General features: G+C 35.5%; 21 protein-coding genes. 4 read left to right on the plus strand and 17 right to left on the minus strand.

The features are described from left to right. Window positions 1-79: 79 nt before the first annotated feature. The 11 genes from ACFEMA_RS04970 to ACFEMA_RS05020 form a co-directional block, all read right to left on the minus strand. Window positions 80-619: a hypothetical protein gene (locus ACFEMA_RS04970; RefSeq protein ID WP_411766933.1), complete on the minus strand. Its 540-nt coding sequence runs from the start codon at window positions 617-619 to the stop codon at window positions 80-82. 88 nt (window positions 620-707) lie between these two features. Further along, complete coding sequence (locus ACFEMA_RS04975) at window positions 708-1,556, minus strand: biotin-dependent carboxyltransferase family protein (protein ID WP_411766934.1); 849 nt, start codon at window positions 1,554-1,556, stop codon at window positions 708-710. Beyond that, window positions 1,549-2,268 carry a 5-oxoprolinase subunit PxpB gene (gene pxpB / locus ACFEMA_RS04980; RefSeq protein ID WP_411766935.1) on the minus strand — a complete coding sequence of 240 codons (720 nt, stop codon included), beginning with the start codon at window positions 2,266-2,268 and terminating at the stop codon, window positions 1,549-1,551. The genes ACFEMA_RS04975 and pxpB overlap by 8 nt, the downstream gene beginning before the upstream one ends. 19 nt (window positions 2,269-2,287) lie before the next feature. Beyond that, window positions 2,288-3,025 (minus strand): 5-oxoprolinase subunit PxpA, encoded by a 738-nt coding sequence (gene pxpA / locus ACFEMA_RS04985; protein ID WP_411766936.1) that lies wholly within the window; start codon window positions 3,023-3,025, stop codon window positions 2,288-2,290. Between the two features lie 5 nt (window positions 3,026-3,030). Then, window positions 3,031-4,254, minus strand: a complete 1,224-nt coding sequence (locus ACFEMA_RS04990) for an Nramp family divalent metal transporter (protein WP_411766937.1) — start codon at window positions 4,252-4,254, stop codon at window positions 3,031-3,033. A 4-nt stretch (window positions 4,255-4,258) separates the two neighbouring features. Continuing rightward, window positions 4,259-5,797, minus strand: coding sequence for a YifB family Mg chelatase-like AAA ATPase (locus ACFEMA_RS04995; protein ID WP_411766938.1), 1,539 nt, complete (start codon window positions 5,795-5,797; stop codon window positions 4,259-4,261). 27 nt (window positions 5,798-5,824) lie between these two features. Beyond that, window positions 5,825-6,784 (minus strand): YheT family hydrolase, encoded by a 960-nt coding sequence (locus ACFEMA_RS05000; RefSeq protein ID WP_411766939.1) that lies wholly within the window; start codon window positions 6,782-6,784, stop codon window positions 5,825-5,827. Next, on the minus strand, window positions 6,784-8,403 hold the full coding sequence (ade, locus tag ACFEMA_RS05005) for an adenine deaminase (protein ID WP_411766940.1): 1,620 nt from the start codon (window positions 8,401-8,403) through the stop codon (window positions 6,784-6,786). Before ade ends, ACFEMA_RS05000 begins: the two co-directional genes overlap by 1 nt. Beyond that, a complete protein-coding gene (gene tilS / locus ACFEMA_RS05010) occupies window positions 8,393-9,745 on the minus strand; it encodes a tRNA lysidine(34) synthetase TilS (RefSeq protein WP_411766941.1) in 1,353 nt (450 codons plus the stop codon). Before tilS ends, ade begins: the two co-directional genes overlap by 11 nt. 147 nt (window positions 9,746-9,892) lie before the next feature. Next, window positions 9,893-10,135: a four helix bundle protein gene (locus ACFEMA_RS05015; RefSeq protein WP_411766942.1), complete on the minus strand. Its 243-nt coding sequence runs from the start codon at window positions 10,133-10,135 to the stop codon at window positions 9,893-9,895. Between the two features lie 88 nt (window positions 10,136-10,223). Next, the gene (locus ACFEMA_RS05020) at window positions 10,224-11,516 is read right to left on the minus strand and encodes an anthranilate synthase component I family protein (protein WP_411766943.1); all 1,293 of its coding nucleotides are present in this window, start codon (window positions 11,514-11,516) and stop codon (window positions 10,224-10,226) included. 106 nt (window positions 11,517-11,622) lie between these two features. Between ACFEMA_RS05020 and ACFEMA_RS05025 the strand changes: the two genes are divergently transcribed. After that, window positions 11,623-12,987: a DEAD/DEAH box helicase gene (locus tag ACFEMA_RS05025; protein WP_411766944.1), complete on the plus strand. Its 1,365-nt coding sequence runs from the start codon at window positions 11,623-11,625 to the stop codon at window positions 12,985-12,987. Window positions 12,988-13,022: 35 nt separating this feature from the next. On the opposite strand, the gene ACFEMA_RS05030 is transcribed toward ACFEMA_RS05025, so the two are convergent. After that, entirely contained in the window at window positions 13,023-14,276 is a 1,254-nt protein-coding gene (locus ACFEMA_RS05030) for an alpha/beta hydrolase-fold protein (RefSeq protein ID WP_411766945.1), read from the minus strand. Between the two features lie 11 nt (window positions 14,277-14,287). After that, window positions 14,288-14,686, minus strand: a complete 399-nt coding sequence (locus ACFEMA_RS05035; RefSeq protein WP_411766946.1) for a hypothetical protein — start codon at window positions 14,684-14,686, stop codon at window positions 14,288-14,290. Between the two features lie 190 nt (window positions 14,687-14,876). Between ACFEMA_RS05035 and ACFEMA_RS05040 the strand changes: the two genes are divergently transcribed. Both ACFEMA_RS05040 and ACFEMA_RS05045 read left to right on the plus strand, forming a co-directional pair. After that, window positions 14,877-15,947 (plus strand): sensor histidine kinase, encoded by a 1,071-nt coding sequence (locus ACFEMA_RS05040; RefSeq protein WP_411766947.1) that lies wholly within the window; start codon window positions 14,877-14,879, stop codon window positions 15,945-15,947. Beyond that, on the plus strand, window positions 15,940-16,650 hold the full coding sequence (locus ACFEMA_RS05045; RefSeq protein WP_411766948.1) for a LytR/AlgR family response regulator transcription factor: 711 nt from the start codon (window positions 15,940-15,942) through the stop codon (window positions 16,648-16,650). Before ACFEMA_RS05040 ends, ACFEMA_RS05045 begins: the two co-directional genes overlap by 8 nt. On the opposite strand, the gene ACFEMA_RS05050 is transcribed toward ACFEMA_RS05045, so the two are convergent. The 3 genes from ACFEMA_RS05050 to lpdA form a co-directional block, all read right to left on the minus strand. After that, window positions 16,647-17,054 carry a DUF2721 domain-containing protein gene (locus tag ACFEMA_RS05050; RefSeq protein WP_411766949.1) on the minus strand — a complete coding sequence of 136 codons (408 nt, stop codon included), beginning with the start codon at window positions 17,052-17,054 and terminating at the stop codon, window positions 16,647-16,649. The genes ACFEMA_RS05045 and ACFEMA_RS05050 overlap by 4 nt on opposite strands. A gap of 63 nt (window positions 17,055-17,117) precedes the next feature. After that, the gene (locus ACFEMA_RS05055; RefSeq protein ID WP_411766950.1) at window positions 17,118-18,638 is read right to left on the minus strand and encodes a T9SS type A sorting domain-containing protein; all 1,521 of its coding nucleotides are present in this window, start codon (window positions 18,636-18,638) and stop codon (window positions 17,118-17,120) included. A gap of 264 nt (window positions 18,639-18,902) precedes the next feature. Then, window positions 18,903-20,303 (minus strand): dihydrolipoyl dehydrogenase, encoded by a 1,401-nt coding sequence (lpdA, locus tag ACFEMA_RS05060; protein WP_411766951.1) that lies wholly within the window; start codon window positions 20,301-20,303, stop codon window positions 18,903-18,905. A 114-nt stretch (window positions 20,304-20,417) separates the two neighbouring features. On the opposite strand from lpdA, the gene ACFEMA_RS05065 reads away from it, so the two are divergent. Then, window positions 20,418-20,630, plus strand: a complete 213-nt coding sequence (locus ACFEMA_RS05065) for a dodecin (RefSeq protein ID WP_411766952.1) — start codon at window positions 20,418-20,420, stop codon at window positions 20,628-20,630. Between the two features lie 154 nt (window positions 20,631-20,784). Here the strand turns inward: ACFEMA_RS05065 and ACFEMA_RS05070 are convergent, their stop codons facing one another. Then, window positions 20,785-21,555, minus strand: a complete 771-nt coding sequence (locus ACFEMA_RS05070; RefSeq protein WP_411766953.1) for a LuxR C-terminal-related transcriptional regulator — start codon at window positions 21,553-21,555, stop codon at window positions 20,785-20,787. Between the last annotated feature and the right edge of the window lie 18 nt (window positions 21,556-21,573).

Raw genomic sequence — 21,573 nt, forward strand, 5'->3', positions numbered from 1 at the left:
GCGAATAATTAATGATAATAAAATCCTTAAATTCCTGCACACTCGAGTATATTACGATATCAGTTAATTAAGTAAATAATTATCCTCCATAACCACCACTTGGTGGTTTACCTGGATTACCACCGTTCAACGGGTCAGCGCCAGATATATCGTCATCGCCTCCACCACCTTGAAATGAAAAATTAAAGAGATTGAAACTGCCTTCTGAGGTGTCTGTTGGTCGCGCTTTTTTACCTGTCGGTACTATAAACATGGTTTGGTAGTCGGCTTTACCATTAGGAGCATTACCTGGATATACCCCAAGATATACACGTAAACCATCGAGTTCATAACCCAATTCACCGGCTTGGTTGTCTGCATAATCAATATAATCTTGGATATCCTCCAAAGACCACCATGCTGAGCGGTTATCTGGTCTGCCTGCAGCTGAATCGACCGCTTTTTTACGCTTATTAGTCCAATTGTTATTTAAGCCTTTCGCAACAGCTGGGGTTACCACACCTTTTGGTTTTACAATGGTGACCTCTTCTTCCTGTGGCTGTTGATAATAATTGCAATACCAATACATGGCAGCCAAGCCGATAATAAATCCGATGATTAATGTTGATAGTTTTTTCATGTTGAGGAATGGTTTAGTTAATAGCTTTGCTAAAAATAGGAAATACTTAGTAATAAACCCTTATGACACAGTTTTGTTATTAACAGTACTATTCTTTCAAAATAAAAGAAAAAACATCTCCAGTTCTTTTTTGGCTCAAACAATTTATAGCATACTCTGTCAGATGTAATATTCTAGGGTAGCCGCCTGTGGTTTGGCAGTCTCGCATCAATACAATCAATTGCCCAGAAGGTGTCCATTGTACGGTTCCAGGTAAAACCGGACCTGTTAGAATGCTTTTTGAGTGTGGTTTTAAGCTTTCATTGAGCTGATATCCCATACTGTTATTTAAAGCTCCAACGGTAAAGGAATGGCTTAGTAGTTGTGATTTCACCTCCTCTACCAACATTTTAAATTCGGGACCCTGAAAAGCTTCAAGTGTTTTTGAAGTGATGACATCATCCTTAAATTTTAATTGGGCATGTTGTGATATGTTATTCGATTTGTAGGATTCTACGGGTAACATATCACCTTTTAAGAGTTGCCGTTTCTCTGTTATCGGTTGATAAAAACTACGGCTACCAAGGTAAGTTTCTGTTTTAAAGCCGTGCTTTATTGCCAAATAGGTTCTAAACCCCTTAATAATGGCAGCACATTCTAAAATATCACCCTTTTTAATTGAGATAGGTTTATATAGTTCAATGGGCGAACCATTCAATACTGCTTTTAAAGTACCACCAGCCAATGCAATTTGAGTGGGTATATTGAACTTTAAAGCACAACCCGTCATCGTCATTTCTAAAACTGCTGCGCATTCCTTGTTATTTAAAATCGCATTAGCAAACCTCGCGGAATAATTATCCATAGCTCCAGAAACAGGAACTCCATATTGTGCATAACCTTTCCTGCCAAGATCTTGAATCGTTGTAAAAAAACCTGGCTTTAATATTTCAACCATGATACACTTCTGGTTTTAATTGGTAGTTTCCTGTTTTTACCTTCTTGGAAATGCTATGATATTCATCTAACGAAATAGGTACACATTGAATTTTATCTCCTGCTTGAGCAAAACAAGGAACTTCCTTTTTTGGGTCAAAAAATTCAATGGGCGAATTACCAATAATATGCCATCCCCCAGGACTCTGTTGAGGGTAAATTCCGGTTTGTTCTCCACCTATGGCAACAGCCCCTTTTTTAATACTTGGGTTAGGTGTTTTTCTTCGTGAAAAATGAAGCCTTTTATCCAATCCTCCTAAGTATAAAAAACCAGGTAAAAACCCAATAAAAAAAACGGTGTATAGAGGTGCCGAATGCCACTTAATGATATCAGATTTTGAAACCTTTTTTTCTTGGGAAAAATGATCTATGTCTATTGCAAAATCATCATCATAACATACAGGAATTTTCCAAAGCTGATTATTGAGGTTTACCTCTCGATTGAGGTTAGAATATAGGCCTTTAAGTGTTAATATTTTATCATTGATATTATCAATAGTAAAATTATAATTAATTAATAATGAATTATATGTATTAATTATATAAAGTTTTTCTTTAACATACTTGTTTTGAAGGCTTTTTTTATAATTCAGAATGTCAGACAGTATATTTTCATCAATTTTAGCAGGCCATTCTATCAAAATTCCTGATGCACCATATCGTGAATATTTCAATGTATAAGCTCCCAAAGTATTAACGAATTATTATATATTTTTCTTTAAATTTTTGATGTAAAAACTCAGCAATTTCAACAGCATTTTCAGTATCGGAATGAATGCAAAATGTAGACACTTTTATAGGTACTTCTACTCCATCGATGGTCTTCACTTTGTCATGTATAAACATGTGATATAAATGCTCAAAAACGTCATGCTTATCCGTAATTAAAGCTTTTGGCTGTTGTCTAGAAACGAGTGATAAATCGGTATTGTAATTTCGGTCTCCAAAAGCTTCATACACTACAGGTATATTTTCTTGCTCAGCAAGGCTAGCAATTACCGAATTATATGGTGCATACAATTTTAAGGGAAGTGCAATACTCTTCATCACTTCTATAATAACTGTTGCAGTCTTATGGTCTTTAGCGGCTAAATTATATAATGCACCGTGTGGCTTTATATGATGTAGTGAAATTTCTTTTTTTCTGATGACAGAAAGTAAGGCTCTGATTTGAGCTTTTAGACTAGTGTATAAGTCAGCTGCCGATATATTAATAATTTGTCGCCCAAAGTTTTCTTTATCAGGAAATGATGGATGTGCTCCAATTTTTACACTATTTTCAATAGCCAGGTCTACCACCTTATGCATGGTCTCTTCATCGCCGGCATGACCTCCACAAGCTATATTACAAGAAGCCAAATAAGGCATTAGTTGGGCTTCATTTCCCACTCCCTCACCGACATCTGCATTTATGTCAATAGATTTTTTCATGCTAGCTAAATCAATTCAAAAACACTTAAAACGCCTTTTAATCCTAATAAAATAGTAATTATTACAATAGCAATGCCCAATACATTTTGAAGCTTAGAGTTCTTATATCTTCCAAGTAAGCTGGAATTGTTCATCATCCAAATTAAAATACCAGCAACAAGAGGCAAAACCAGTCCGTTTGCAAATTGAGCGAATTTGATAATCTCTATGGATTTTACTCCAGATGATGCCGATAACACACCCATTAATAAAACCACTATCCATACGACTCTAAAACGTTTCGATTTTAAATCAGAGCTCCAGCCCAAGCATCCTGTTGCCACATAGGCTGCTGCCAAAGGAGCCGTTATAGCACTCGTAATACCTGCTGCACCTAAACCTATAGCCATAATATATGTAGCATTTGTTCCAAATAAAGGTTCTAAAGCCAGCGCTAAATCAGACGCATTATTGATATCTGCACCATTTAGGGATGCGGAACAAATAATAATACTCATGGATACTATACCACCCAAAATAACAGCAATTAAAGTATCCTTCCGTGCAAAACCTAAATCCGAAGCATTTCCCCATTTTTCCTTTACTAAAGATGCATGCAAAAAGAGATTATAGGGCACAACCGTTGTCCCAATTAATCCAACAATAGTCAGCATACTACCTTCTGGTATAGAAGGTGCCGCAATTCCTTTAAAAATTTCGGCGATATTGGGTCCAACAATAAAAGCTGTAGTTATAAATGCCAGACTCATTAAAATAACCAGAGCTACCAAAAAACGTTCTAAAAGTTTATAGCTTCCAATAAACAAAACTGTGAAAGCAGCCAACCCTATAACAATTGGCAAATAATGTATTGAAATAGCACCTAAGATTATTTCAGTATTACCAGTCAATACTTCAAGCCCCAATACTCCTCCACTGATATTACCTGCTTCATAAGCCGTATTACCAATAACAATCGCTGACAGAATTAGTAAAATTACAATAGCTCGGATTTGTGGCTGTTTAATTTCGGAACGAATAACATCCGATAATCCCTTTTGGGTTATAATACCCAGTCTTGCCGCCATTTCTTGTAATACCACTGTAGCTACAATAGACAAAACCATTGCCCATAATAATGCATAGCCAAAATCAGCTCCCGCCAACGTACAGATTGTAACTGTCCCCGGGCCAATAAAAGCTGCAGCCACCAGAGGACCTGGCCCTATATTTTTGAAAAATTTTTTCATACTATTATCCTAACCATCCTTCTCTATCCAAACTTCGGTATTGAATAGCCTCGCTAATATGACTACCTAAAACCTTAGCAGAGCCTTCTATATCGGCAATAGTTCTTGACACTTTTAAAATCCGATCATAAGCACGCGCTGAAAGGTTTAGACGTTCCATTGCGGATTTTAAAAGTTGTAGAGAGGCATCATCTAACTTACAATATGCTCTAATCTGCTTGGTATTCATTTGTGCGTTGTAATGCACATTCTCTAATTCTTTAAATCGTTCTGTCTGGAGCTCTCTTGCTTTTGTCACTCGCTTTCTAATATCAACTGAAGACTCACCTTTTCTATCATCTGAGAGTTTTTCGAAAGGCACAGGTGTGACTTCAATATGAATGTCAATACGGTCTAATAAAGGGCCTGAAATCTTTCCCATATAACGTTGCATCTCAGCTGGTGATGAGGTAACGGGAGCATCTGGGTCATTAAAATAACCACTTGGGCTAGGGTTCATGCTCGCCACTAGCATAAATGAACTTGGATAAGTTACCGTAAATTTAGCACGAGAGATGGTCACCTCACGGTCTTCTAATGGTTGACGCATTACTTCCAAGACTTCGCGTTTAAATTCTGGTAATTCGTCCAAAAACAATACACCATTGTGCGATAATGAAATCTCACCAGGTTGAGGATAACTCCCACCTCCTACAAGTGCAACGTTCGAAATGGTATGGTGAGGGCTTCTAAAAGGCCGTTGTGCCATTAAACCTGTGTGTTCTTTGACTCTTCCAACAACAGAATGAATCTTAGTAGTTTCCAATGCCTCATGCAGTGTCATCGGTGGCAAAATACTCGGTAATCGCTTAGCTAACATTGTTTTTCCGGAACCAGGCGGTCCAATAAGAATAATATTATGGCCGCCTGCAGCAGCAATTTCCATACAGCGCTTTATACTTTCTTGACCTTTGACATCAGCAAAATCGAATTCAGGGAAATCCAAGTTTTTATAGAACTCTTCTCGCGTATTAATAATCGTCTGCCCTAAAGTTTCACCTTTATCAAAATGATTGATAACCTGCTCAATGGTATCCACTCCATAGACGTTTAAATTATCGACTATAGCCGCCTCTTTTGCATTTTGACTAGGCAAAATAAAATGTTTAAAACCTTCCTCTCTTGCTTTAACAGCGATAGGCAACGCCCCTTTTATAGGTTGCAAGCTACCGTCAAGAGATAATTCCCCCATGATTAAATACTCCTCTAGGTTTTCTGCCTGAATTTGGTTTGAAGCGGTTAAAATACCAACGGCTAAGGTTAAATCATAAGCAGAGCCTTCTTTTCTTAGGTCAGCAGGCGCCATGTTTATGGTGATTTTTTTGCCCGGAATTTTATAGCCATTATTTTGAAGTGCTGCAGCAATTCTGTAATTACTTTCCTTAATGGCATTATCCGGCAGCCCCACCAAGTGATAGCCGATACCGTTATCTACGTTAACCTCAACTGTGATAGTTGATGCTTCCACACCAAAAACGGCACTAGCAAATACTTTTTTGAGCATGAATTAGAATTTGATTAAAACTACGAATTAAAGTCCATTTACAAAATTCAATGCCCTACGTTCATTGTAGTACACATTATTTTTATCTATAAAACCGACATGCCCACCATATTTGGGCATTTCTAATTGGATATTGGGATTTTCTTTCGCCGATTTTACAGGAAAGCAAGACGCTGATAAAAATGAGTCATTAAGAGCATTAATTATTAATGTCGGGGTTTGAATATGTTTTAAAAAGGGTCCGCAACTTGCTTTTTCGTAATAGTCGTCAGCATTTTGGAAGCCATGTGCTTTAGAGGTATAGACATCATCAAAATCTTTTAATGTTTTAATAGTGTCAAAATCTGTTTGACTTAGTTTCTCTGGATATTGGATAGCCTTTAGCTTAAGTTTTCGTTTTAAATACCCCAAAAAATTAATGGCATAAGGTCTGTTTTTAAGTTTAAGCAATTCATTACAAGAGCCCTTTAAGTCACAAGGTACAGATACCGCAATTACAGCCTTTAATTCTTGTGGCACTATTCGATCTTCTCCGATATATTTTAAAGCCATGTTTGCCCCTAGACTGATGCCTTTTATATAAATATCCGAGTATGAATAGTTCTCCACAATATGACTTATAATCTCATCTAAATCTTCTGTGGCACCGGAATGGTACGTTCTATATTTTAAATTATCCTCTCCACTACAACCCCTAAAATTAACAGCCACAGCGTCAATATCATTATCATTAAAATGCTTTGCAGTACCAGTAATATATGGCCGTTGTCCATTGCCTTCTAACCCGTGTAGCAAAACAATAACACGATTGCTTTTCTCTTTTGAATAGCTCCAATCTAAATCGAGATAATCCCCATCATTAAGAAAAATTCGTTCTCGTTTTTGTTCTAAACCTTTAACGCTTCGGAGTAAGCCCGAATAGACTGTTGCAACATATCCATTTTTAGCCCAGAAAGGCGGCTTGTATGTTGACTCTATTATTGGCATTACGCTTCTATTGGAGTGAATTTGAAGATTGAACCATCAAACAGCCCTTTGTCACTTAATTTTAAGGAAGGAATTACCAACAACGCCATAAAGGACAAGCTCATATAAGGTGCAGACAAGGTACATCCCATCTGTTTTGTCATTGAATCGAGTTCACTATACGCTTTCCCAATAATTTCTGCACTCTGATCACTCATTATTCCCGCTACAGGTAATGGCACATTATTTTCTTCAGACTGAGTCACGGCACAAATACCACCCTTATGTTCAATTAAAAGGTTAACAGCTTTACAAATCATGTCATCAGAGACACCCACAGCAATTATGTTATGCGAATCATGGGCGACAGAAGATGCGATAGCACCTTTTTTTAAACCAAAATTCTTAATGAATGCTACGGAAGCCGGAGCATCACTATATCGATTAACAACACAAATTTTTAAAATATCTGTTTCAGTATTGGAAATTAAATGTCCATCCTCAACGGTTGCATCAGCAATAACCTGATTGGTGACCAATTCACCATCCAAGCATTCAATAACTTTAATGGTGCTAGTATTAGATTTTAATTTAAAATCTTTTAATTGCTTTTTACCTGCATTGAAGTTGTTAGGAATATCTATTGCAACTGATTCAATTTTTGACAGACCCTTTTCAAAAACCAATTGACCGTCAATATAGGTTTGCTCTGTCTTAAAATGTTTTAAGTCTTCAACAACAATAAAATCTGCAGAATCACCAACTCTTAACTGCCCTACATCCAAATTATAGTGAGCAATAGGATTAATACAAGCCGCTTTAAGTACTTTAAATACATCTATTCCTTTAGCAACGGCTCTTTCGCAAAGCTGATTGATATGCCCCAACAATAAATCATCGGGATGCTTATCATCACTACAAAACATCATGTTTTCATAAAACTCTGGGAGCAAGTCAATAAGTGCATTAAAGTTTTTGGCTGCACTACCCTCACGGATAATAACCTTCATGCCTTTTTGCAATTTCTCTAAACCTTCGTCGTAAGTAAAACATTCGTGATCGGTTGTTATTCCTGCACTAATATATTTTGATAAATGGTCGCCTCGCAATCCTGGAGCATGACCATCAATAGGTTTTCCAAAATATTTTGCCCATTTGATTTTTTGTAATACTTCAGAATCATCATAAATGACTCCTGGGTAATTCATCATTTCTGCCAAATATTTAATCTCCGGTTTTTCTAACAAGGATTTAATCCCATCTGAATTTATTTCAGCACCAGCCGATTCAAACGTCGTTGCTGGAACACAAGAAGGAGCGCCAAAGTTGAATTTAAACGGGACTTGATTTCCATTGTCTATCATATACTCAACACCTTCTATGCCGAGGACATTGGCAATTTCATGAGGGTCGGAAACTGTAACAACTGTGCCATGTTTTACGGCTACTTTTGCAAACTCGGAAGGTACCAACATTGAACTTTCAATATGGATATGCGCATCAATAAATCCAGGCATTATAAAATGGGTTTCCTCACAATCCTTTTCGACAACAGACTGAATCACCCCATCAGTAAAAGTAATTTCACCTTTAAAAATACGCTCGTTTAAAATATCTACGATGTGTCCTCTAACTTTCAATATGCAGTTTTAAAATATTCTTGGTCTTTTCTGTTATTTTAAATCTATCATCGGCTCTATGGCCAATGACCCACACAACAGCATCACCAGACAATAAAAGCCATGTATTTTCCTTTTCTGAAGGCATCAATTTTTCATCCTTTAGGTATTTACTCAATTTCTTCTTTCCTTTCATGCCTATTGGATAGAAGTAATCACCCTTCTTCCATAGCCTCAATTCTAAAGGAAAATTGAGCGTGTCTTTATCTACAAATGTTGTGTTTTTTGAAGGGCTTGTTACCGCATCAACAGCTTGAAAAGTAAGTGTACCAATTGGAGTTTTAACACTCTTATCAAATCCTGTTATTGTGAAAGATTCATCGCTTCCGCCTTCGCTAAAGCTTCGTCGAACAAGTCGCTCTGAATGACATATATCAGAGAGTATTAAATACTCACGATGTTTTAAGAGTTTGTGGGTGTTTGATACTACATACTTTCCTGTCTCAGCATCCAATAAGTCAACGATATCGTTCCACTCCGCAAAGCCGTATTCTTTGAACATTTCAAACAAATACGCTTTTGGGTTATTTACTTTTTTTAATTCGGATACTTTATACGTTATACCAGATTCATTAATATCTACAATAGCTCTTTTTGTAACAGCACTAAGACTCTCATCCACAATATCCGCAGTGTCGTTTAGATTGCTAATTGTCGATTGAAAACTTTCTAAAAGTTGAGGATTGATCTCTTTTAAAATAGGAACAACATCGTGACGCAATTTATTCCTCAAATATTTTCGCGATGAATTGCTACTATCTTCCCGCCATTTTATGCTTTCAGATTTTGCATACCCTTCTATTTGCTCTCTAGAAAACGGCAATAATGGTCTTACAATATTATCTTTTACTTCAGGGATACCTGTTAATCCATTTAAACCAGTGCCTCTGGTAAAATTAATCAGAAAGGTTTCTAAATTATCATCCGCATGATGTGCGGTTACGATATAATCGAAATTTAAGCTCTCAGCAAGGTCTTGAAACCAATCATAACGCAACTCACGTGCTGCCATCTGAATAGACACCTTATGTTGTTTAGCGTAATCCTCTGTATCAAAATTCTGAATAAAAACTTCGACATCTAAGTCTTCCCCTAGTTCTAAAACAAAGGCTTCGTCTTCATTACTTTCATCTCCCCGTAAATTAAAATTACAATGGGCTAGAGAAAATTTTAAGTTTAACTCTGAGCATAAGTGCGCCAAAACGACGCTGTCAATTCCGCCAGAAATGGCAATGATTAATTTGCCTTCTTTTAAGAAAGGGAAATTTTGATTGATATGTTTTTCAAAGCTCTTTAAAGGCATAAGACTAAAAGGAAAAAGTGATAAGAAGTCATATAACTAATTTTTCAACTTCTTTATTAGAGTGTTCAACATTTTTTCGACTTCAATAGAAATACTGACTATTGTTTCTATATCTGATTCTTTTACAAAATTCAGGTTAAAAGCAATTTATATTTGTGTTTTCATTTCATACAAAGACCCACGTGCTATTTGCAAAAACCTAGAGTAATCTTTTGTATAATTACGTCCGCACCCTTCTGCAATATTTGAAGGTATCGAAACTGAGCTTCTCTTAATCTGTGAAGTCAACCCAAATCTTTCTTCCTCCGGGAATTTTTTAGTTAACTCATAAACTAAAGCCACAAACTTCAAGGATTTTTGCCAAACAATTAAATCTCTATATGTTTTCATTTATCAAATTTACAATTAAAAGTCATCTCTTTTCTGCTTCTAACTTTCTCCCCTATCCTTTATTTCTTATCTCTTTTTCCTTATCCACTTAATTTTCAAGCACCTCCCGCATGGCTTTAGCTTTCACCAAACATTCTTCATATTCTTTTAAGGGGTCACTTTTTGCCGTAATAGCGCTACCAACGGAATAAGAAATATATTTTTTACTTTCATTGTAAAGAATACTTCGAATAACAACATTAAAGTCAAAATTATGCTCTGGGTCAATATAACCAACAGATCCTGAATAAACTCCACGCTTAGCATCTTCTAGTTCCTCGATAATTTTCATGGCTGAGATTTTAGGAGCCCCTGTCATACTTCCCATAGGGAATGTCGTTTTAATCACTTCGACTGGGTCTATATGTTCGACAATATGCGACGTTATGGTAGAAATCATTTGATGTACTTGTAGAAAAGAATATACTTTACACAACTCCTCCACTTTAACCGAACCTCTTTCTGCGGTTTGGGAAAGGTCATTCCTTACCAAGTCAACAATCATAATATTCTCACTACGTTCCTTTGGGTCATGAGATAATTGTGTCTTTAAATGTGTGTCTAATTCGTTATCATCCGATCTAGGAGCTGTTCCCTTTATTGGTTGTGAAATAATTTTAGGTCCATCTTTTTTAATATAACGCTCCGGAGAACCTGAAAGCAGGTATTTATCTTCCATTTTTAAATAAGCCGCAAAAGGTGGCTTTGAAATGGTATTTAATTTTTCAAAAATAATGTCTGGCCGAATCTCGGAATCCTCAGCGTAAAATTCCTGACAAAAATTAGCTTCATAAATATCACCACGATGAATGTGGTCTAGCATGTGATTCACTTTCTCAAGATAAGCGTCCTTGAATGTACGGAGTTTTATTTTTATTGGGTTACAAGGTTCTGTTGATGCGCTAACCTCTGTAGCACCTATAGCATTTAAATCTTTTGAAACCTCATCATCAACCATTTTTAGATATTGGATTTCCAGCATATTTTCCCTTAACAGGAATATTTTTTTAGGTTGAAAAAAATAAAGATCAGGAAATTCTAGCCCATCAAAATTAGTTGAACCTAAATCCTCGATATCATTCTTTAAATCATAGGATAAATAACCAAAAATCCAATCCTTAGTTGTTGCCTGGTATTCTGACAAACGCTCAAATGCCGATTGGCAATCACAGCGTAACGAGGTTATAGCATCAACCGCTAAAATGGCATCGTAAGTCTTGTACTTTCCTTGGTGATTATTAGAATCTAACCATACCACGTCATCATAGGTTTGCGCCCAATGAAAGAGTTTGGTTTTAAATTCTGAAGGATTAGATAACTTATGCTTGGAAGTGGTTCTCAATGCTGTTTTGATTGGTTGCAAATTACTGAAAATAAATAGTGATTTGAAATGATTTTGAAAGATGTAAAATGAAGACTTTGGAATGTCTATCTTTGCAACTACTATTATGGAAAACTTCACCTTTCACGACCTCAACCTAAACACGCCTCTTTATAATGCCTTAGAGGATTTAGGACTTACCACTCCTACTCCAATCCAAACAGAATCCTTTGGGAAAGTAGCCTCTGGAAGTGATGTTGTAGGTATTGCCCAAACAGGAACAGGAAAAACTTTTGCCTATCTGCTTCCCATTCTTAGGAATTTAAAATATTCGACACAGGATAATCCAAGAGTTTTGATCTTAGTCCCAACTCGTGAGCTGGTGGTTCAGGTTGTAAATGAAGTTGAAAAATTATCTAAATACATTAACAATCGAGTGCTTGGCGTTTATGGAGGCACAAATATTAACACCCAAAAACAAGCTGTTGCTCAAGGATTAGATATTATCGTCGCAACGCCAGGGCGTTTGTACGATTTGGCTGTGAGCCGTGTATTGCAATTAAAATCCATTCAAAAATTGGTCATTGACGAGGTGGATATTATGCTCGACTTGGGTTTTAGACATCAGTTGATGAACATTTTTGATATACTGCCAGAACGACGACAGAATATTATGTTTTCAGCAACTATGACAAAAGATGTTGATGAGCTGATTACTGATTTTTTTAGAAATCCAGAGAAAGTATCAATAGCCGTTTCGGGAACACCTCTAGAAAATATTGACCAAACCGCTTATGGCGTACCAAATTATTATACTAAGGTCAATGTATTAGAGCATTTACTTCAGAATAAAGAGGTCTTTAATAAAGTTTTGATTTTTGTGGCTTACAAAAAAATGGCTGATCGTCTTTTTGAAGCTATGGAAGAGCTATTCCCTAATGAAGCCTGTGTTATTCATTCCAACAAAACACAAAACTATAGGCTGAGAAGTATTGAAGATTTTGAAAATGGAGAGAAGCGATTAATGATTGCCACTGATGTTATGGCAAGAGGTCTAGATATTGATCATATTTCGCATGTTATTAATTTTGATACGCCAGAATATCCTGAAAACTATATGCACCGTATTGGCAGAACAGGCCGTGCGGAACAAAAAGGTCTCTCATTATTATTTTCAACCGAAAAAGAGCAGGATGCAAAATTAGCGATTGAGAATCTCATGAAGATGAGTATCGAAACATTAGATCTGCCCGAAACTGTTACGATATCTAAAGAATTAATTCCCGAAGAACGTGAAATCATCAAGGAACGATACAATCCATTAAAGCGAAATGATGACGATGCTCCAGGTCCTGCATATCATGACAAAAAAGACAAAAATAAAAAAGAAAATTTAGGAGGCTCTTACCGACGGGAAATAGCGAAAAAATATAAGAAACCTAAAACTCGAGGTGACAAGAATTATAACCGTCGGAATAAAAAGAGGAAATAACCTAAACTATTTTAGGCCTTTTTTATCAGTTTCTTTTATTCGTTTTTTAACTGCTCAATACGTTTCAATAATTGTTCGTCTCCATTCACTTTATGCAGTAATGTAAGATATTTAATCGTTTGTTCTTTATTCTCGACACTTTCATAATGTTCTATCAAGAGATCATATGCCATTAAACTATTTGGGTAATGATGGATAGCCTCATTCAGAAATAACTTCATCTTATCACTTTGTCCCGTTTGAGCATACATCTGTCCATAACCCACATACAATTCCTCTACCATTGGCGGAACCTTATACCCGAAATTTTTACGATATATAATTTCTTGTTCTTTTAATAATTGTTTTAATTCTTCAACGGAAGTCTCGGGATTATTATAATCCTGAGGATTTTTAAATTGGAACCAATTAAATACTGATACTAATCCATCTTGCATTGCTGGCAATGGAACCGTTCCATGCAAATCTTCAGGGTAAACTTTCCAATTAAAATTAAGTCCAATTTCATCATGTTTCGAAGACATAATGTTACAGAATTCGATAATCGAACGTGGAAACAATGTAAATTCCGAAGTGTCTTCCATTAGGTTGTCTATCGTCACATCCTTATTCCACATATGCAATTGCTCAGCTGCTAAGGCCACAAATAATCCTTTGCTCGAATAATTCTGATTTTCTAATTTTGCTTGAGCTTGTTTCAACAATTTTTTATTATCCCAGTCGAGACTTGGGTCAATAGCAATATAATTATTGAACAACTGTGGACGATTTATAAAAACATTAACTGTAAATAGCCCCCCATAAGAATGCCCAATTAATGTTCTGTAGGATGACGTTTTGTAGGTCTTATCAATTAAGGGAATAAGTTCTTTTTCTATAAAACCGATGAACTTTTCTGCTCCGCCAGTTTCATTATTGAAGTTAGCACCTCTGCGGGTTTCAATCTTTGAAGTTGTTAAATCACGCGTTCTATTTTTTCGATTTGAAATACCTACTAAAATCATGTGTGGCAAATAATGGCCCCAATAATTATTATAAACAACTTCTAAATTTTGTTTTAATGAAAAGCCATCCAATAAATAAACTACTGGATAAATTTCCTTGCGGTTTGGATTATAACTCTCTGGGAGTTTAACCCAATAATCACGATACTCGTCTAGAGCTTCAGAATACAAACTATCTACTACACCAATGATGATCTCGCTTTCGGCGTTTTGCTTGTATTGTGCATTTGTTTTATTCCAAAGACAAGAAATTATAAAAACAATGATTAGTTTATATGTTTTCATCGTAACCTGCATTACCTTTCTATTTCTGATTTTAATGTCCATTTATAAATTAAAATCCCCAAGCGTGCCAACGTAAATGAGAATAATCCAAAGGTAATTGTAAGTAGTGAAACTTTGAGTCTAGCTGAAAATAAATCTGGTCGTGTTTCACCAATTGCTTCTACCATATCAAATAATTCAATAATACCAACAATTGATGCCAAACACCCTAATACTAGAGCAAGAATGCTAGCTTCTGCGGCTAGGCCAATATATTTTTTGGCTGTAACTTGATTTGCGTTTCTTTTTACAAAAGCCATGACAATAAAAAATAACGACAATAAAAAAGCAATAAGGATGAAGTACATAAATGTACCGCCTTCATTCATTCGGTCTGCAAATTGATTAGTTGTGATAATTGTAGAAATCATAATGTTCGTTTAATGGTTAATAGTCCAAATCTACATATTGCAAACCAACAATTTTAAAACAATGCGACCAATAACCATTTTAGCCTCGGATTTAACGACAATGTCAAAACAGGCTCTAATTCCGTAGTTCGTCTACAAATCCTAATCTGAATTAAAAAATGTACTATCATTGTATTTTAATCTAAAACTTTTGAAGCCAGTTTTTCCAGCATACAACATCTTAATTAGAGCTTTTCTACACCTTCTATTTTGGTGCTGTATATTGTTGTTTTTTTCTTCAATATTTGGTGTGGGCAACACTATAGACATTAATGTGTTTTACTTTTCATTATTCTTAATGCCAGTAACCATAGGTGCCACATACTTCTCAATTTATAAACTATTGCCACATTATCTTGTAACAAAGCGCTATTTTCAGTTTGGTGTTTATAGCCTTTATACACTTATAATGCTAGTGTTTGGTGTGATTTTATCCGCTTTTTTTGCCATCGCTGTACTTACTGATTTTAAATTTGCAAAAATGACAACGCTTTCCAGAAGCGGTGTCTTTATTATTACTTGTGTTTGCCTAGTTGTAATTATTGTAAGCGCTTTTAAGCTTTTAAAACTGAATTTAGATCAATCAAAACAAAATGCTGAATTGGAAGCTAAAATCCTAGAAGCGCAACTCAAATTAAAAGATCAGGAACTGAAATATTTGAAGATGCAAATACATCCGCACTTTTTATTTAATACATTGAATACCATATATGGATATGCACTAAAAAAATCGGGCCAAACCCATGAAATGATCTTGAAGCTATCCAATTTACTAGATTATCTTTTATACCAAGTCGAAAAACCCTTAGTGGCATTAACTGATGAAATTAATCACATTGAAGATTATATTGCATTGGAAGAATTGCGCTTTAGCAATAGCTTAGCAGTAAGTTTTAAAAATGAATGCAAAGATTCTAAAATTGAAGTGGCACCTATGCTTTTTTTACCTTTTGTAGAAAACAGTTTTAAACATGGAAGCATAACCAACGGAAAGCTATCTATAGATGTTGAGTTTTCATGTAGTTCAAAATACGTGAATTTCAAAATAAAGAACTCCTTTAAACCCAATAGCGAAAAAGAACCTGGTTTAGGTTTAGCGAATATTAAAAAGCGTTTGAATTTACTGTACAAAGACAATCACACATTGAACATCACCAATAATGAACATTGTTTTTACGTTGAATTAATGCTGCAGCTCGATAATTCCCGTAACAATGTCTAAACCTATCTCCTGTATTATTGTTGATGATGAAGCGATAGCCAGGGAGGTTATTTCAACCCATTTAAAAAAATTAAATACTATTGAAATTGTTGCAGAATGTAGTAATGCTATTGAGGCTTTAGCTGTTATCAACAAAGAAAAGGTAGATCTAATTTTTTTAGATATACACATGCCAGAAATTTCAGGTATTTCATTTGCTAAATCCATCAATACTGACATCAAGATAATTTTCACAACGGCTTTCAGGGATTATGCCATTGAAGGGTTTGAACTTAGAGCTGTGGACTATCTACTTAAACCAATTTCTTTTGATCGTCTTTTTAAAGCTGTGACCACTTATTTCGACGTTTACAATCCCGCTCAATTAAGTACAAATCATATTAGTGAAAATGATACGTTTTTGTTTGTAAGGTCAGATCGAAAGATGGTGAAAATAGATCACGATTCCATTTATTATGTGGAAAGTTATAGTGATTATATAAAAATTAACACCACAAATGGGCTTATAGTGACACGTGAAACTATTTCCTCGATAGAAGCAAAATTACCCAAACCTCAATTTATTCGTATTCACAGATCGTATATAGTTTCTGTCAATTATATAGATTCATTTACAAACGAATATGTTTCTATAAATTCAAAAAGTTTCACGATAAGCAGAAGCTATAAGGCAGAGGTATTAAAGCTGTTAGAAGGCTTTTAGATATTTTTTATATGGTTTTCAATATCGCTAATATGCAATTGTAAGGCCTTGGCTGATATTTGAATCTCTTTTATTAAAAGCCCTAGGGAAATTATGAGAAGTATTAAGGCGGTACCAAAAATCCAAACAGCTACTGTGTTTTGCTGTATATAAATTAAAAACATGGTCAATACGCAAAGCAACAGGCTACTGATTCCGAAAATTTGCATCCAACGAGTTAGATTTAAGCGTAATTTTAAATTTTTTATTTGCTTAATCAGCGAATCGTCTTTTTGTGACTTATATTTTTCGTGCAAATTCCTGATTACAGCAGCATAGGCCAAAAATCGATTGGTATAAGCTAGCATAATCAGTGATATTGCCGAAAATAATAATGCTGGTGTGGTTAGTGTGAGCTGTTCCATAAGCGCAAAGTTAATTGCTTAAACCCACACCTTAAAATCAAACCAGTAATTTAAAATACCTTTCTATTTTATTATCAATTTTTTGGTAATAGTTTCTATTCCAGATTTAACTTTCAATAAGTATAGACCACTAGATATAGACGACGTACTAAACTCATTCAACCCTTTTGTAAATGAACCACTTAAAACAGAACCCCCCTGAAGACTAATTAATTGATAGTCTATATCATAATCGGTTTCAATATGCACATTACCTTCTGTTGGATTTGGATAGAGGTTAAAAGCCAAAATAGCATTATCATTTGTACTTAATGAGCACGATAAACTGAAGTTTGCGCCAGGATCTCGTTGCCAATTAGGAGATGACTTCGTACCCGCCAAGGCTACATCATCAACCTGAATACAGTTAAGACTCGGGTTATCGTGAGCCCACATCCAATCTAATGCAGCATTGTTTCCGTTGGCTATATTTAAATAGGTCAATTGGTTTTGATTACAATAAAATTGTAAAAGATTTGGCAACATACTAACATCGGCACTTGTAAAATTATTAATTCCTATATCCAAAAATTGAAGCCCTGTATTGTTAGTATAATCCAAAGTTGACAAACTAGCCCCATAAGCCCATACCTGGCTCAGTGTTGTTGTATTTGGCAGCATTAGACTTGTAAGGTTTGGGTTGTTACCTGGTTCTACATATTCCAAAACCAAATTATTAGACACGTCTAAACTTGTTAAGTTATTATTCCAAAGACCGAAATCTACAAGGTCAGTAAGTGTAGAAACATTAATGGAACTCAAATCATTATTAGCGCAGTATAGAGCCGTTAAATTAGGAAAAACCGTAACATCCAAAGAATTTAAACCGTTATCACTACAATCAAAATAAGTCATGTTTGGATATGTACTGTTTGAAATGGTTAATGTATTATTAAGACTACTATAGCATCTTACCTCACTCAAGGCTGTATTAGCAGAAATATCTAAACTCGATAAAGGATTGTTATAGCAAACCAACAAATCAAGATTGGTACATTGAGATATATCTAAACTTGATACACCTGCGTTTTGGCAGTATAAAGTAGTTAAATTAGGATTGGAGGAAAGATCTAAGGTTCCTATATTAATATTAAAGTTATTAGCACAAGATAAGAAATCCAAATCTGGATATGCACTCACATCTAAACCACTTAGGTGATTATTACCAATGCTTAAAAATGTCAATAAATTGTTGTTCGGCAAAGTTAAACTATTGAGATCGCAGTTAAAAGCTCGTAATTCAATAAGTGCCGTATTATTAAAGACATTTAATGAAGGTAGGAAGTTGTTACTTGAACAATCTAATATTTCTAACGCAGCAAAATCTTCTATACCTTCCATAGATTCAATACCCAAACCAGACACATCGAGGGTAGTCACAGAATTAATGTTGCTTGTGGTCACAAAATTATCATTTGCAACACCATTTCCCATACCATTAGCTTCGAGAAATGCCTCAAAAATATCATCTGGCACGAAAGTTTGGGAAAAAACAAAGTTGAATGATAAGAGCAAAAGAACGGATAAAAGTAATCGTGTTTTCATGTTTTATGATTTAGAAATTAATATAAAACACAACACAGGTAGTATGAACCCTAAAATGTATTCAAAATAGCCTTGAGACCTCCCTATAAGTAGAATACTGGCTTCAATTTGAGAAACTCTAAAGTAATAAAAATTAAGAAGTTATACAATATGAATTAAAAAAAAGCGAACTACACTTCGACTTCGCTCAGTGACCAGTTCGCTTTTCTATATTGGGATTCCTGCTTACGCTTCGAGTAGCCTCAGCGCCCACGCAGGAATTTATTAAATATGCAAAGCTCTATCCTCAGTTGCCGCTAGTGCAGCCTCTTTAATAGCTTCAGCAAATGTTGGATGCGCATGTGAGTAGCGCGCTATATCTTCGGCAGACGCTCTAAATTCCATAGCTGTAACTGCCTCAGCGATAAGGTCTGCACAACGGGCACCAATCATGTGCACCCCTAGAACTTCATCCGTTGTTTTATCGGCTAATATTTTTACAAACCCATCAATATCACCACTGGCTCTTGCTCGTCCTAATGCTCTAAATGGAAATTGTCCAACCTTATATTCTGTACCAGCTTCTTTTAGTTCTTCCTCTGTTTTACCTACAGCAGCAACTTCTGGCCAGGTATATACGACTCCAGGAATTAAATTATAATCGATATGTGGTTTTTGTCCAGCTAATTGTTCAGCAACCATCACCCCTTCTTCTTCGGCTTTATGAGCTAACATGGCTCCTCTTACCACATCACCAATAGCATAAATATTTGAAGCTGACGTTTGCAAATGATCATTAACTTCAACTTGTCCTTTATCATTAATTTTTACTCCTGCCGCTTCCGCATTCAATCCGTCCGTGTAAGGCCGTCTTCCCACAGAAACTAAACAGTAATCACCTTTAAACTCTACCTCTTCGCCTTTTTTGTTTTCAGCTTTAATAATGACCTCGCCTTTCTTGCGCTCAACAGACTTCACTTTATGAGACACCATCATGTTACATTTTGCTTTCTTAAAGACTTTATTGAGTTCTTTAGATAACCCTGCATCCATAGTCGGCAAGATTCTATCCATATACTCAATGACGGTAACCTCTGCACCTAATCTACGATAGACCTGTCCTAACTCTAAGCCAATAACTCCTCCCCCAATAATCATTAAATGCTTTGGAATTTCTTTTAATTCTAAAGCTTCTGTTGATGTGATAACACGTTCTTTATCCAACTCTATAAAAGGCAGGTTACTCGGCTTGCTACCGGTTGCAATGATGGCGTTTTTTGCTTCAATCTCACCAGCATCCTTTCCGTCAATGATAATGTGAGTAGCGTCTTTAAATGAGCCTAAGCCTTCAAACACATCAATCTTATTCTTTTTCATTAAAAAATCGATACCACCTGTAGTTTGGTCCACGACAGCTTGTTTTCGGGCAATCATTTTTTCAAGATTTACCTTTATATCACCAGGGATTTCAATACCGTGTTCCTCAAAATGTTTTGTAGCTTCTTCGTAATGGTGTGAAGAACTCAACATCGCTTTACTAGGAATACAGCCTACATTAAGGCAGGTACCACCAAGGGTAGAGTACTTTTCTATTAATGCTGTTTTCATGCCCAATTGTGCACATCTTATTGCTGCTACATAGCCACCAGGACCAGAACCGATTATTGCTACATCGTATGATTTCATAAAGTATATTTTCAGATTCAAAAACGAATACAAAAGTACTAATTTATGTCTATTCCATTGGGTTGAATATGGTTATATTTTCGTATATTTTAGGTGAATTAAAAACAATTTATTATGAGTAATCACACGTATAAAAAGATTGAAATTGTTGGATCTTCTGAAACATCTAGCGATGATGCCGTAGAAAATGCACTTTCAAAAGCCGCAAAATCGGTTAAGAATATGAGATGGTTTGAGGTTACGGAGTCACGTGGTCTCATTGGCGATAACGGAAAAGTATCTTATTGGCAAGTGACCGTTAAAATTGGGTTTACGATGGAGGATTAATTTTTAAAAAAATAACCTGCTCCATCAAAAGTATACTGATACTTCTGTCCGAAACAGGCCTATTTTCCCTTAAATTACTTAATTAATAGCTTTAACAAATTTGACAGTTTTAAATCTGAAGGACAATACTCAATTTGAGTAATTTTAGAAAAGTTTAAATCAGGCTTCTATTCATCTTTAGCATGCCAATTAACTCACCGGTAGATGATATTTTTAGCTTTTTTAGAATATTTCTGCGATGGGTATCCACTGTGTGCGGGCTGATATTCAGCTTTTCCGAGATGTCTTTACTGCTATAATCCAATACCAAGAGCCTAATCACATCCCGCTCCCGATGAGTAATACCTCCTTTTAATAATTTTTGGGAGACGTTGTTAAAATAGATGGTTTCGTATTCATTGTTCTCATTTAACAACTTTGCAGAGGCGGTAATCGGCAATTTAATTTCGGGATGTAAAACGGTGTAATGTGCCAACCCAATGATTGGTTTATCCGAGGAATCAAAGGCTAACGGTGTTGTATTCTGAACGATATTAACATAGACACCATCTGCGTTTTTAAATCTAAAGTTCCAGGTATAGTTTGCTTTTTCACGATCTTTCTCTGCTATACTAGTCATAGTAAATTCCATCAATTGGTTTAAAGCGCTCAGCCAATTATCCAAATCATCTGGATGAATCCTACTCCAAAAATAGCGCATGCCCTGATTTTTCATAATTTTTGGATCCAAACCCAAACACGATTTAAAATTTTTGCTGATATACTCAAAACTAAGATCTTGTGTATTGGTGATACAGAAAAATGTTGAGCTGTAAGGTAGAAACCTATCTAATTCAATAATCTTTTTAATATGCTCTTCGAGCGAAGGCTTGTCGTAAGACTTAAATATGGTTTTGTATAGGTCTTTTATCTGGGAGTATTTCATGGTCTGCTAAATGTAAAT

It is taken from the genome of Winogradskyella sp. A3E31 (genome assembly GCF_046720935.1).
In the GTDB taxonomy this organism is placed as follows: Bacteria; Bacteroidota; Bacteroidia; order Flavobacteriales; family Flavobacteriaceae; genus Winogradskyella.